Annotated in this window: 13 protein-coding genes; 2 read left to right on the forward strand and 11 right to left on the reverse strand. The window is 52.6% G+C overall.

Annotated elements, in window-relative coordinates:
* Positions 1-504 precede the first annotated feature (504 nt).
* The 4 genes from glnA to H627_RS0107490 all read right to left on the reverse strand — a co-directional run bounded on the left by glnA (position 505) and on the right by H627_RS0107490 (position 3,900).
* Complete coding sequence (gene glnA, locus H627_RS0107475; RefSeq protein ID WP_027828448.1) at positions 505-1,845, reverse strand: type I glutamate--ammonia ligase; 1,341 nt, start codon at positions 1,843-1,845, stop codon at positions 505-507.
* A gap of 23 nt (positions 1,846-1,868) precedes the next feature.
* Positions 1,869-2,213, reverse strand: coding sequence for a MerR family transcriptional regulator (locus tag H627_RS0107480; protein WP_027828449.1), 345 nt, complete (start codon positions 2,211-2,213; stop codon positions 1,869-1,871).
* Between the two features lie 126 nt (positions 2,214-2,339).
* Complete coding sequence (miaA, locus tag H627_RS0107485) at positions 2,340-3,236, reverse strand: tRNA (adenosine(37)-N6)-dimethylallyltransferase MiaA (RefSeq protein WP_027828450.1); 897 nt, start codon at positions 3,234-3,236, stop codon at positions 2,340-2,342.
* Positions 3,229-3,900, reverse strand: a complete 672-nt coding sequence (locus H627_RS0107490) for a GNAT family N-acetyltransferase (RefSeq protein WP_051225273.1) — start codon at positions 3,898-3,900, stop codon at positions 3,229-3,231. The genes miaA and H627_RS0107490 overlap by 8 nt, the downstream gene beginning before the upstream one ends.
* Before the next feature lie 148 nt (positions 3,901-4,048).
* Here H627_RS0107490 and H627_RS0107495 point away from each other — a divergent pair, with 148 nt between their 5' ends.
* Complete coding sequence (locus tag H627_RS0107495) at positions 4,049-4,231, forward strand: DUF3042 family protein (RefSeq protein WP_027828452.1); 183 nt, start codon at positions 4,049-4,051, stop codon at positions 4,229-4,231.
* 121 nt (positions 4,232-4,352) lie between these two features.
* Here H627_RS0107495 and H627_RS0107500 read toward each other — a convergent pair whose 3' ends face one another.
* Genes H627_RS0107500 through H627_RS0107525 form a run of 6 tightly spaced genes read right to left on the reverse strand, consistent with a single transcriptional unit; the run spans position 4,353 to position 9,389 of the window.
* A complete protein-coding gene (locus H627_RS0107500) occupies positions 4,353-4,775 on the reverse strand; it encodes a rhodanese-like domain-containing protein (RefSeq protein WP_035440291.1) in 423 nt (140 codons plus the stop codon).
* A 13-nt stretch (positions 4,776-4,788) separates the two neighbouring features.
* Positions 4,789-5,769, reverse strand: a complete 981-nt coding sequence (locus H627_RS0107505; RefSeq protein WP_027828454.1) for an ROK family glucokinase — start codon at positions 5,767-5,769, stop codon at positions 4,789-4,791.
* Positions 5,759-6,016, reverse strand: coding sequence for a YqgQ family protein (locus H627_RS0107510; protein WP_223850006.1), 258 nt, complete (start codon positions 6,014-6,016; stop codon positions 5,759-5,761). Before H627_RS0107510 ends, H627_RS0107505 begins: the two co-directional genes overlap by 11 nt.
* Complete coding sequence (locus tag H627_RS0107515) at positions 6,006-6,710, reverse strand: rhomboid family intramembrane serine protease (RefSeq protein WP_027828456.1); 705 nt, start codon at positions 6,708-6,710, stop codon at positions 6,006-6,008. The genes H627_RS0107510 and H627_RS0107515 overlap by 11 nt, the downstream gene beginning before the upstream one ends.
* Positions 6,700-7,272, reverse strand: coding sequence for a 5-formyltetrahydrofolate cyclo-ligase (locus H627_RS0107520; protein ID WP_035440270.1), 573 nt, complete (start codon positions 7,270-7,272; stop codon positions 6,700-6,702). Before H627_RS0107520 ends, H627_RS0107515 begins: the two co-directional genes overlap by 11 nt.
* A gap of 8 nt (positions 7,273-7,280) precedes the next feature.
* On the reverse strand, positions 7,281-9,389 hold the full coding sequence (locus H627_RS0107525; RefSeq protein WP_027828458.1) for a peptidoglycan D,D-transpeptidase FtsI family protein: 2,109 nt from the start codon (positions 9,387-9,389) through the stop codon (positions 7,281-7,283).
* A gap of 135 nt (positions 9,390-9,524) precedes the next feature.
* Here H627_RS0107525 and H627_RS17455 point away from each other — a divergent pair, with 135 nt between their 5' ends.
* Complete coding sequence (locus H627_RS17455; RefSeq protein ID WP_051225274.1) at positions 9,525-12,242, forward strand: YfhO family protein; 2,718 nt, start codon at positions 9,525-9,527, stop codon at positions 12,240-12,242.
* Here the strand turns inward: H627_RS17455 and H627_RS0107535 are convergent.
* On the reverse strand, positions 12,176-12,844 hold the full coding sequence (locus tag H627_RS0107535) for a response regulator (RefSeq protein ID WP_027828459.1): 669 nt from the start codon (positions 12,842-12,844) through the stop codon (positions 12,176-12,178). The two genes, H627_RS17455 and H627_RS0107535, sit on opposite strands and share 67 nt — an antisense overlap.
* Positions 12,845-13,008 lie beyond the last annotated feature (164 nt).

The raw sequence follows: 13,008 nt of genomic DNA on the forward strand, positions 1-13,008 counted from the left end.
CAAGTACTACGACAAAAAATACGGGGAGGTACCAAAGTATCAACACCGACGTGCTTGCATTATGACCGCTCGCAAGCTCGTACGCGTGATCTATAAGCTGTTATCTGATCATGAGCTGTACGTGCCTGCCAAAGTGGTCTAACGCGGCAAGCGACAACTTAGAAAGCTAGGACTACCCAGAAAAATCATCACGTTCCTGGGCTGGGGGAGGTATACGCCATAAGCTCTTACTAACCATCAATTTTCTTCCTGCACCTTCTTGACTTCAGACCGCAAGTCTCGGTGGGCTTCTTTCGCCCTTGATGAGTTAATAATACCATGCCGGAATTACACAAACAACAACGATGCAGATTACAATTTAGTGTAATGTTCGCATTGTAACCGGTGTCAGTCATTCCTGGAGAAACAAATAACACCGCTTCGTGCTGAGATGGAATATCACAAAGACGGTGTTATTTAACAGATTATTGAATTAGGCTGTACTCACAATCGAGCAGGCGGTGCTTAATACAGCTCCAGATATTGGTCCCGTTCCCACTTGGAGACGGACTGGCGGTAGCCATCCCACTCCATGCGCTTAGAATCAACGAAACTCTGGTACAGGTGCGGTCCCAAGGCGTCAATGACTACTTCATCCGCCGCCAACGCCTTCAACGCATTGTGCAGCGTGGAGGGCAGGTCGGTGATGTGATTGGCTTTGCGTTCCTCAGGAGTCATCCGGTAAATGTTGCGGTGCACTGGTGCTGCCGGGGTCAGCTTGTTGTTCAAGCCGTCCATGCCGGCCGCCAAGATCGCGCCAATAGCCAGATAAGGATTAGCGGTCGGATCAACACTGCGCATTTCTAACCGCGTCGATAAACCGCGGGATTGGGGTACCCGAATCAGCGGACTGCGGTTGCGGCCGGACCAAGCGACATAAACCGGCGCTTCATAGCCCGGCACCAATCGCTTATAGGAATTGACAGTCGGATTATTAACGGCGGTCAGTGCCCGCGCGTGCGTCAGCAAACCAGCCAGGAAGTGGCGGGATTCGGCCGATAATTGGTCGTCCGTATCCGGATCAAAGAAAGCATTATTGTCGCCCTTGAACAAGGACATGTTGATATGCATGCCGCTGCCGTTGATGCCGGCCAAAGGCTTGGGCATGAACGTGGCGTGCAAGCCATGCTGGCGCGCAATCGTCTTGACGACCAATTTGAACGTCTGGATGTTATCGGCGGCAGTTACGGCATCAGCGTACTTGAAGTCAATTTCGTGCTGCCCAGGAGCGACTTCATGGTGGCTGGCTTCGACTTCAAAGCCCATCTTTTCCAACTCTAAAACAATGTCCCGCCGGGTGTTTTCACCCAGATCGACGGGGGCAAAGTCGAAATAGCCGCCCTTGTCGTTCAGTTCCAAAGTCGGCCGATCCTCCTCATCCAATTTGAAGAGGAAGAATTCCGGTTCTGGTCCGATATTGAAGGTGGTGTAGCCGGCCTCCCGAGCTTCGGCCAATACCCGCTTCAAATTGTTGCGAGGGTCCCCCGCAAACGGTGTGCCATCCGGATTGTGTACGTCACAAATCAAGCGGGCAACTTTGCCGTGTTCGGATCCCCACGGAAAGACCAGCCACGTATTCAAATCGGGGTATAGCAGCATGTCGCTTTCCTCGATCCGGACAAAGCCGTCGATGGACGATCCATCAAACATAATTTTGTTGGCCAATACCTTCTCCAACTGATCGACAGGCACCTCCACGTTCTTGATAATGCCGTTGATATCCGTAAACATTAATCGCAGAAATTGAACATTTTGTTCCTGTACGGCTTCCCGAATCTTGTCTGCCGTAATTTGTGCACGCGCCATCAAACCCACTCCATTCTTAAAAGTTAATTACGAGGAAATTCTGTATCATTCAAGAAACCGGCTGTCCGCAACATCTCGTCGCGCAGCAGCACCCGGGCTTTTTCATCGGAAAGATTATTATTCCGTTCGCTCGCCCGGCGCTCCTTCACTTGACCGAGAGTATACCCTGCGGCCAAATCGTCCTTGATCGCCAACAGCACATCCACATCATTCATGGAGAATTGCCGCTGACCGCCAGCCGTCCGATGGGGCTTCAATAAGCCCTGGGACTCATAATAGCGAATTTGGCGAGCCGTCAGGCCAGTGATCGTACACGCCGTACCAATTGATAACACCGGGGTCGACCGCCGGACTTCTGTCTCACGCATACCCGCACCTCCTTGAATGGTTACAGTATACGCGGCAACAAAAAAAGCTGTCAACGGCATATGTCAGGTTTTCTAACATCATTGACAACTTTTTTGAATTTTCTTTACATGGTCCAGACCAATATGTCACCGCGTTAAAAAACTCGCGACCAGCAGCTTGATTTTATTTTCTTCCGCGGGGTTTTCCAGCAAGTTGAACCAATGTACCGGGAGCTGGTGACGGAAATACGTCAGCTGCCGCTTAGCGTAATGCCGGGAGTCGGCCTTGATGCGGTCGACCGTGGCCGGCAAGCTGGCTTGACCGGTAAAGTACGGCCACCATTCCCGGTAACCGATGCCCTTCCCCGCTGGCCAATCCGCGCCGCCTTGGGCGTACAGCCAGCGGGCTTCTTTTTCTAAACCCTGGGCAATCATCTGGTCCACCCGGGCATTGATCCGGGCATAAAGCTGCTGTCGTTCGGTATTCAAGCCGATTACACAGGCATCATAGGCCGGCGTCAAATCATCCCCTTGATCCGAAAATAGCTGACCCGTTTCAGCAATGACCGCGAGGGCGCGTTCAACCCGGCGGCGATTCGCGACCGGAATTTTAGCCGCGGCGGCGGGGTCAGCGATATTGAGTTTCTGCCAGGCTGCTTCATCATTGAGTCCATCAGTAATGTGATTTGACTGCCGCTCCGTGCCTAATTGCCACCCTAGCAAAAACATCCGTAAATAGAAGCCGGTACCGCCGACAATGATCGGTACATGACCGCGGGCAGTAATTTTCCGCACCAAATTGCCGGCAGCCTGTTGAAAATCATGGGCGGAGAATTTTTCATCCGGATTGCGGATGTTCAGCAAGTGGTGGGGAACTCCCTGCATTTCCCCAGGCAGAACTTTTGCGGTGCCGATATCGAGATGACGAAAAATCTGCATCGAATCTCCGGAAATAATTTCGCCATTGAATTGTTTGGCCAAGTCAATGCCCAGTGCTGATTTTCCCACTGCGGTGGGGCCGACGATCATAATGACTTTATCCATGATCGGTCAGCTCCAGCACATACGAATGCTCGGTAATCACCCGCTCTGCATCAAATTCACCCACGGCGGCTTTATCTGTCACGATATACACCCCTTCGCGCAAATAGTGGGTCAGGGGCTGCCCTGTTTGCCGGTTAGTCAGGATCAACCGTTGCTGCGCGCGGTCAACGCGAAAACCCAGCTGCAAATCAGCAACTTTTGGTGTCCCAATGACCAGATAATCCCGCGTTAACAGCCGCGCGCCAAACTTTTGATACAACTGATTAGTCCCGGCATCATCCCGGGTAAAAATGATCAGTGCTTGAACGGCGCGGGCCACCAAATAGGCTTTTGCGGCCATGAACAATTGAGTGCCGATGCCCCGGTGCTGCCAATCCGGATGGACGGCAAAATTTTCCCAATAAGCCAATCTCCGAGTGGGAAAATATAAATTGTCCTCGCTCATTTCCTGGGTGAACACGCCGATATCCAGTAAACCCACCAGTTGTTGCGTCGCGTCATCGATCGCCACTAATTCGCAGGCTGCCTGATATACTTCTGGATCTAAAATTGTTTTCGTTGTTTCCTGATCGTCAAAAAAAGGCGAAAAAAGATACGCCAACGCTTTGGTGTACACCCAGTGCCGCTCATCCGCGGCCTGGTATGGCCGAATCGTAATGCCCATGTCGGCAAGCCCCTCTCAAAAATGTCTGAATTCTATTATACCGTAGCCGCCAACACCCGAAAAGGTGGGAAGAAAACGCTAAATCCTTTGCACTTCCGGGCCAAATACGCAATAATGAAGTAGACAACAAGATTTGGAGGGATTGTTTATGGCAAAGTCTAAATTTGGGCGCGGTTTCCTGTTTGGCGTTCTCGCTACTGCAGGCGCCGTTGCTGGCAGTGTTTATGCCTTTAAGAAACAAGTCGTCGAACCCAGCGACGCCGAAGTCAGCCGGATCGAAGATAATCGTAAACGGGCCAACCGTAAGGCCCATCAGGCTCATCAGGGATAATTCACGGTAAACAAATAGCGTTGACGAGTTGGAATGAATTCGTCAACGCTATTTTTGTAGGCTTGGTAAGCAAGGTCAGGCGTTGCTACGCCGTGCCCAAGCAGCGAACAATATCATTTTTCTAGGCAACAGCTTTGCCCTTCGTCTTACCATGCCATTCCCGGAAGCCGCCCTTGAGCCAGCGAACTTCGGTAAAACCGGCTTTTTTCAGCTGCAGAGCCGCCCGAATGGCCAGATTCGTGCCGCTCTCATAAACATAAACCGGTAAATCTTTACGCAGTGATCCCATGTCCTGCTTTAACGACGCCATCGGCATACTGCGGGCACCCAAAATATGCTTCGTATCGAACGTCTTACGCTCCCGCAGATCGATAATCTGAGCCCGGGTACGACCCTTTTCAAACTCTTCTTCGGTCAACGCACCCTTCAACTGCCGGCCGCGCCACCAGTAATATGTCGGCGAACCGATCATATACAATACAATCAGCAGAAGGAACCCGTTCAGGATCCAAATACCTTGATTAAATGAACTTGCTAACACCATTACCTGCATTCCTCTATTCTTCTGTTTGTGCGTGGTCGGCCAAGACCAGGGAAGCCGCGCCGACGATACCGGCTTCGTTGCCTAACGTGGCCAACCGCAAAGACGTGGTCTGGCGAACATTCGGGAAGGTGTTTTCTTCGAAATTCCGTTGCACCCGTTCCAGCAGGAAGTCGCCGGCCGCGCTGACACCGCCGCCAATGACGATATACTTCGGATTCAGCATATTGCCGACGTTAGCCAGAGCCAAGCCCAAATAGAAGCTGACCTTATCCACGACCTTCAGTGCCAAGGGGTCACCCTCTTTGGCCAAGTCGAAGACGATCTTTGAGGTAATATCTTCACCATCATCCAGCATGAATTTCAGTTTCGCATCACCGGCATATTCTTCGGCCATATCCCGAGCAATATGGACCACGCCGGTGGCCGAGGCATATTGCTCTAAGCAGCCGCGCTTGCCGCAGGTGCACAGATAACCGCCAGGCTGAACGGTAATGTGGCCCAACTCGCCAGCGGATCCCGCTACGCCATGGAGCAGTCTGCCGTCAGCGATGATGCCGCCGCCAACCCCGGTACCCAGAGTAACGAAAGTCACGTTGGGATCATTGTCGCCGGCACCCTGCCAGCGTTCGCCCATGGCTGCCACGTTGGCATCGTTATCAATATAGAAGGGAATATTCGTCGCCGCCTCAATGTCCCGTTTAGGGTAAACGGTGCCTTCCCAATTCAAATTGAATGCGCCGCTGACTGTCCCCGCTGCTAAATCAACTGAGCCGGGCGACCCCATGCCGATTCCTGAAAACTGGTCAGCAGGCATATCGTACAGTTTCAAGTGGTGCTGAATAGAATCGATAATGTTGGGGATAATATGACTGCCATCCTCCAAGATGTCGGTTTCAATACTCCACCGTTGCTGCACTTCCCCCTGCGGCGTAAGAATGCCGAATTTGGTCGTGGTACCGCCGAGGTCGACCCCGATCAGTTTTTTATCTGTCATGCTGTTTTCCACTGCTTTCATGATTTTTTTGTTGCATGCGCAACTCATACTCCCGTTCACGGTGCAACACCGCCCGGGCTTTCACATATATCTTAGCATCTAAGAGCCCGGCTGTGTATACGTGTTCAAGCTCAATTGTCATCAACTCGATATCCCACAGCCGTTTCCCCAAATGGACTAAGATGCCAAAGCGTTCCAATAGCTGCTGCACGTCATAAAGCGTGCGCATGGGATGATCACCCGGCATAGCGGACCATCCCCAAATAACCTAAGACACCTGCTGCGGCCAGCAGGACCACCGTGCCCGCGATCCGCTGCCATACCGGCAGTTTCCCGAAGCGGGCCGGCAAAGCCAAGACCATGGCAATGAGAAAGCCGCCTAGGGCGCCGCCGATATGGCCAAAGATATCGATCGACGGCATAAACAGATCCAATACTAAATTGATCAGGATCAACGTCAAAAATTGCCGGGCTGCCATTTGAAAATACGGTTCCTGCCGGTAGCCGACGCCCAGGAACAGGAAAGCGCCAAACAAGCCGAACAGGGCAGTGGATGCCCCTGCGGAGATGCTGTTCATACTGCCAAAGGCAAACGAGGTCAAATTACCCACGATGCCGCTGACAAAGTAAATGACCAGCATCCGCCAATGGCCGAATAAACCCTCGATCTGGGTGCCCACGGCATAGATCATGACACCGTTGGTGGCGATATGCAGCAGGCCGATGTGGATAAACATCGCGGTGATCAGCCGCCACCATTCGCCCTGGGCCACCAGCTGGCCGACGTTGGCGCCGACTTGGAGCAAAACAGCGGAATTATCGGAACCGCCCAGCAGTATTTCGGCTAAATACATCAACACGGTGGCAATCAGTAAACCGTAAGTGACGAACGGCATCAGTTTGAGGCGGGTCATGTACCAGCGAATCCGGCTATTGTTCATTAATTCTCTTCCCTTCTAGGAGCGTGCCCACCGGCACATCATGTTCGGCGACGCGCCAAGTGGGCGCATTGAACAGCATCACCGTGGTCGCCAGCGTGATCGTATGCATGATAGCCGCGGCGTGGCGGGCGAGATACCGGTCGTAATAGCCGGCACCGAAACCGACCCGGGCATGGCTGCCCCGAACAAAAGCGACTCCTGGCACGACCACAATGGCCGGCACCACATCGGCATCAGCCACCGGTTCTAGGATACCGTAATCCGTCCGGGCCAATTCGTCAGCGCCGCCATGATACGGCACAAAATGCATGGACCGATCTGGAAATGTCTTAGGCAATAACACTGGGCGCCCAGCGGCCAGCAATTGATCAATGATCGGCGCCGTCGGTACCTCAATACCGCCGGCCATGGTCAAGCCGACGCTGCCTTGGGGATGGGCAGCCAGCCAAGCCAGTAAATCATCTTGCAACTGCTGGCTCTCCCTTTTAAACGCCGGCGTCTTGGCAAATTCGACCATTCGGGGAATTTGCAGCTGGCGGAACGCTTTTTTCGTTAATGTCATGGCGGGCCTCACTTAATGTTGTTCAGCTTATAGTATTGTTCAATCATCGTTCGGGCCACTTCCTGGTTATAGTTACCCTCGGAATCGACGTCCAAATTCGGGAAGACGATGGCGATCGCAATCTGCGGGTCGCTGGAGGGCGCGAAACCGACGAAGCTGGAGTTGGTGGTTTCTGGCGGATTCGTCGTCGGGTTGTCTGGATCAATGTAGAAGGACTGGGCAGTACCGGTCTTCGCCGACATCGCTGGTTTGATATCCTTCAATGGATGGGCTGTACCCCAGGCCATGGAACCGTGGACGACGTTGTACATCCCCTGCTTGACGACATCCAGCTCATCCTGGGTGAACGGTACCCGGTTCAAAATGGTTGGCTGGGTAGTGTCCACGATGGCGCCCTTTTGACCCTGGGTGCCATTTTCTTGGATGGACTGAACCAGATAGGGTTTCATCCGGTAACCGCCGTTGGCAATCGTGCTGATGTATTGAACCATCTGAACTAATGTGTATTGATCATAGTTCCCGTAAGAAAGGTCCAACGCTTTCCCAGAATTCAGAATGCCCTCTTCATTGGTGGTTGGGCCCAGATAAGCTCCGATTTCACCTGGCAAGTCGATCCCAGTCTTGGTGCCGAGCCCAAACATTGCGAAATACCGGCGCATAATGGTGAAAATATTGTCCTTGAAATTGATCAAGGTATGGGGCACGTATGCCGCTTTACCCATCTTCAGAGCCAAATTCATCATGTAAATGTTGGAGGAAACTTCCAACGCCTGGACCGCATTCAGCGATGAATACGTACCAGCCGGATAAACGGATTTCTTCACCGGTGTCGCCGGCAAGTAGATGGGATCATCCACTTGGGTATTGCTGCTGGGAGTGATTACCCCATCCATCAGCGCGCCAAGCACGGTGGCCCCTTTGACGGCCGACCCCATGACGAAGTTGCGATTGATGGTGCCCAGGGCATCATCCGATTCTTTTTTAGTCTTCGGATCATTCTGCACGCCGGCCATGGCCAAGATGGCGCCGGTCTTCGGGTTCATTGCAATCGCATAGGCCCCGTCTGAATAAGTGGCGTCGCCGGCACTCTTGGCCCGGTCGAACTGCTGTTTCAAAACTTTTTCGACAATACTCTGGTATTGACTATTAATCGTTAAATTTAAATTATCGCCAGGTTTGCCCCCATACAGAGTAGTCGCGTCGGTGACCAGATTGTTGGCGTGGACATCGACCTGGGTACGGGACTTGGTGCCCTTCAGCACTGGTTCGTAGGCCTTTTCCAAATAACTCGTACCGACCCGGTCATTCCGAGAATAGCCCTGGGCCAGGAGTGTATTGACTTCATCCTCAGGCAGACCCTGCTGTTCCGAGGAAACAGAGCCGATCACGCTGCGCATGGAATCACCGTTAGGATAGGAGCGTTCCCAATCGGTACCAACGCTGACGCCGGGAATTTCGGTCAAATGCTCAGATACTTTAGCCACTTCCGCGGCGCTCACGTCCCGGTTCTTGATCATCACGGTAGACAGCTGGTATGCCCCGGCCATTCGCGCATAAATTTCAGCAGCGCTGGTCTCTTGAGGCGTTAAAGTAATATTTTTCTTCATGGTATTGGCCACTTCATATTGATACTGAACAGTGGCTGACCGGGCATCCCCACTTGGCGTTTCCTTCTGATCTTTGGTCAGCTCATTGTCAGCGGCCTTGAGATTATTCTTATCCGCCAAATAATAATCCACCTTTTCCCGCGGCGTCAGCTTGGTGCCGCTGGGCATGGTGATCAATTTGGCGAGACTGTCAGCCACTTTGCGGATCTTATCGGCGGTCACGGACACGTTCTTGGTATACGTGATCGCACTTTCCGGCTCGTTACCCACCAAGAGGCGCCCTTGGGAATCATAAATCTGGCCCCGGGCCACGTCCTTCGTGACGACTGAGCTGTCTGTCCGCTCCACTTCGGCCTGGAACATATCCCCGTTGACCACCTGCAAATAAGCCAGTTGCGCCATTAAGGCCGCAAATAACAGGAAGACCAAAAGCAGGAGAAAATTCAGGCGAAAGGGAATTTTCGATTTTTTACGTTGCGGTGTTTGCTGATTTGGAGAATGCACGTTCACTCGACCCCGATTTCTTATTTGTGTTCGATACCATATTGTAGCAAAAAAGCGGCGGCCCCTCTACTGCCTTACCACACGCTTAACGATATTGTAGAATAGGATGTACGATTAAAAAACAGAGGAGTTGGCAAAACGTTGCGTTATTCGTCTCGGCACCACCGCACCAGCCCGCGCTGGCCGCTCGTCTGGAGCTTTGCGGTCCCTTTTTTGTTCATTATTGGTTACTTTGCAGTTCAGCGGGTCTGGCCGTTGGGCAACCAAAGCGTCATGACTGTGGACCTGGGCCAGCAGTATATCGATTTCTTTGCCTATTTTAAGAAAACTTTACTGGCCCATCCAGAAACGTTTTTCTACTCCTTCAGCAAGGGCCTCGGCGGCGAAATGATCGGTACGTTTGCCTACTACTTGCTGAGTCCCTTGAATTTCCTGCTCTTCCTATTCCCAGGCACCAGTCTATCCGTGGGCATCTGGTTGTTGATGGCTTTAAAACTCGGCTTAGCTGGGCTGTTTGCCTGTGTGTATTTGCGCCAGCCGGAACGGCATCTGGCCCCAGCGGTCCAGGCCGCTTTAGCTGTTAGTTACGGCTTGTGCGCCTACCTGATCGTCAACCACTACAATGTCATGTGGCTGGATGGTGTTTATTTATTACCCCTCTTACTGGTCACCCTGGAATGGCAGCGGACCGCTCGGCGAATCTGGGCCTATCCGCTGCTGCTGGCGGTCACTTTCATCGTCAACTATTACATAGGTTACATGATTGCCTTATTCCTGGTACTGTACTGGGTCTGGTACCAAAGCCAGTTTGCGGCTAATTTGCGGACATGGTTGCGCCAGGGCGTGCGGTTTGCCTGGACGTCTTTGCTGGGCGCGGGCTTGAGTCTCTTTATCCTCTTACCGACCCTGTTTGCCCTCAGCGATTCCAAGGGTACCTATACCGTCAAAGCAATTGATTGGACGATCGAATATAACCCGCTCAAGCTGCTGCCTAAAATGGTCTCTGGGGCCTATTCCTTTGATCAAATGTCCTCGGGCCAGGCCAACATTTATACCGGCATGATTGTTTTGCTGGGGGTGATCTTGTACTTCTTCAACCGCTGGGTACCATGGCAGGAAAAGATCGTCGCCGGGGGCATCTCCCTCTTTTTGCTGGCCAGTTTATTCTTTCAGCCTTTTGATTTATTGTGGCATGGTTTCCAGTTTCCGGTATGGTATCCGTACCGTTTCAGCTTTGTCGTCAGCCTGTGGGGCATTCTGCTCACAGCCAGAGTCTGGCCGCTGCTGCCCCAATTCCGGGCTTGGCAAGGCTGGCTACTGCTGATCCCTGGCATCGTGATCGTCGGTTACAGTGCTTGGCAGCTGCCCAAGCTGGAATTTATCCATTGGCCAGCGATTCTGTTCACCGGCGCCTTTGCCGTGGCCGCTGTCTGCTTAGTCGCCCTGCACGACCGCAGCTGGCACTGGTGGCCGTTAGCCCTGCTGCTTTGCGTGACCTTAGAAATGCTGACCAACGGGGTGCTCAGCCTGAATCAGCTCAGCTACATCAGCCAAAGCGACTACGCCAACTACACCAATAATTTGCAAGCGGCAGTTTCTAAAATTCAAAAGACGTCGCCTGAACCGTTCTACCGGATCGGCAAGACTTTTGAACGGACCAAAGACGATGCGATGCAGACAGACTTCTTCGGCGGGTCTCACTTCAATTCGATGATGGAGCCGCGTCAGCCCAATCTATACGACCGGTTAGGTTTACCGGCTGGCGATGGTCAGATTTCGTACACCAATGGGACCTTGATTACTGACGCGGTATTAGATATGCGCTATTATTTGCAGGACACCAAGAGCTATAGCGTATTGGACAGTCATGACCTGGCCGGCCACCCGATGATGTTTCCCAATGCGTACCGCCCGGATCTGGCCTTCTACGACCACGTAGCGACGCAAACGATGACCGCCACCTATCGCAATCCCTACGCCCTGTCGTTAGTGTACGCCGGCTCTGACCGCGCCCTGAAGCATGTCCGGCTGCCGAACTATCCATTGTCCGAACAAGAAGCCTTGATGAATGAACTCACTGGGAGCCAGGATTGGCACAGTCTGTTCATTCCCATTTTGCACCCGACCATCACCACCAGCAACATCAAAAAAGATGACAACGAGACGATCAGCGGCACATTTTACCGGAGTAATAAGTTGAAGCCGGCGACGGTCACCTATTCCTTTATCGCCAGCAGCAACGATCCGTATTACGTGACTTTCGGCAACAATATGCCCATTAAGGACATGACGATCCGGGTCAACGGTCGTGAAGTGAAACAGTACGACTCTTTCCGGTCTCCCGTCGCTTTCAATCTAGCGGCGCACCATGCTGGGCGCCGGGTGACCCTCAGCTTCACATTCAGTAATAACGACTCCGTCAGCATGGACGGACTGGCTTTTTACCGCTTCGATCTGGCTGAATTTGAAAAAATGGACCAGCAGCTGCAGAACCAGGCCGGCGAGATAACCAATTTCAAACAGGACGCCATCACCGCCACGGTCACCACCACGAAGACCGCCCCCACGGTGTATACCTCGATTCCGGCCAGTCCTGGGTGGCAAGTTCTGGTAGACGGCCAGCCGCAGAAGACCAAGCAATTGATGAATACATTCGTCGCCTTTACCCCGAAAAAAACCGGGCGCCACACGGTTCAAATCCGTTACGTGGCACCCGGCTGGCGGGTCGGTGTGACCGGCTCGCTCCTGGCATTGATCCTATGGGGGCTAGTGGTGTTCTTTGATCGAAAGCATTATTGGTCAGCCGGATCACCCGTGGCGCTATCGCCGTCATCGACCAAGTGGTGGCGCAAAGCGTAAATTGCTGCCTGGGTCCGGTCCTCCACTTGCAGCTTCGCTAAGATATTGGATACATGGGTTTTCACCGTTTTCAGCGTAATAAACAATTCATCCGCGATCTCCTGATTTGAACGGCCCTGGGCGATGAGGGTCAAAACTTCCATCTCCCGATTGGTCAGATCCTCATACAGGGGCTTCTCGCCAGCATGGGCCATGCGGTGCATCATCTTGTTGGTCACTTCCGGCTCCAACACCGATTCGCCCTGGGCAGTTTGCCGAATGGCCGATGCAATTTCCTCGGCCGTGGACGTCTTCAAGATGTAACTGGCCGCGCCGGCTTCAATGGCCGGGTAGACTTTCTCATCATCAATGAAACTCGTCAAAATAATGATCTTCGCCTTGGGCCACTGGGCGAGGATCTTTTTTGTGGCTTCGATGCCATCCATGTTGGGCATCACGACATCCATCAGGATCACATCCGGATGCAGTTCCAGGGCCATTTTAACTCCTTCGACCCCATCCACGGCCTGACCTACGACTTCAATATCATCCTGTACTCCCAAGTAGGTGCTGATGCCCAGACGGACCATTTCGTGATCATCCACGATCAATACTTTAATCATCTTCACTCGTCTGCTTTCTAAAATGTACTCAAATGTATACGCATCTGATCTATGGTGGCACTTTAGATTTAGACCATTAAGAGTACAGTGTGTTTAGTCAATTTCGTAATTGCCGGCACCCCCGTCTGATTGGGATCAGACGAGTATGGCGCATAACAGTGCCG

It is taken from the genome of Schleiferilactobacillus harbinensis DSM 16991, assembly GCF_000425885.1.
Taxonomy (GTDB): domain Bacteria; phylum Bacillota; class Bacilli; order Lactobacillales; family Lactobacillaceae; genus Schleiferilactobacillus; species Schleiferilactobacillus harbinensis.

Coding starts and splice junctions, on each gene's coding strand:
- glnA (WP_027828448.1), bottom strand. CDS start 1,845: ATGGCGCGTGCACAAATTACGGCAGACAAGATTCGGGAAGCCGTACAG.
- H627_RS0107480 (WP_027828449.1), bottom strand. CDS start 2,213: ATGCGTGAGACAGAAGTCCGGCGGTCGACCCCGGTGTTATCAATTGGT.
- miaA (WP_027828450.1), bottom strand. CDS start 3,236: ATGGATAAAGTCATTATGATCGTCGGCCCCACCGCAGTGGGAAAATCA.
- H627_RS0107490 (WP_051225273.1), bottom strand. CDS start 3,900: ATGGGCATTACGATTCGGCCATACCAGGCCGCGGATGAGCGGCACTGG.
- H627_RS0107495 (WP_027828452.1), top strand. CDS start 4,049: ATGGCAAAGTCTAAATTTGGGCGCGGTTTCCTGTTTGGCGTTCTCGCT.
- H627_RS0107500 (WP_035440291.1), bottom strand. CDS start 4,775: ATGGTGTTAGCAAGTTCATTTAATCAAGGTATTTGGATCCTGAACGGG.
- H627_RS0107505 (WP_027828454.1), bottom strand. CDS start 5,769: ATGACAGATAAAAAACTGATCGGGGTCGACCTCGGCGGTACCACGACC.
- H627_RS0107510 (WP_223850006.1), bottom strand. CDS start 6,016: ATGCCGGGTGATCATCCCATGCGCACGCTTTATGACGTGCAGCAGCTA.
- H627_RS0107515 (WP_027828456.1), bottom strand. CDS start 6,710: ATGAACAATAGCCGGATTCGCTGGTACATGACCCGCCTCAAACTGATG.
- H627_RS0107520 (WP_035440270.1), bottom strand. CDS start 7,272: ATGACATTAACGAAAAAAGCGTTCCGCCAGCTGCAAATTCCCCGAATG.
- H627_RS0107535 (WP_027828459.1), bottom strand. CDS start 12,844: ATGATTAAAGTATTGATCGTGGATGATCACGAAATGGTCCGTCTGGGC.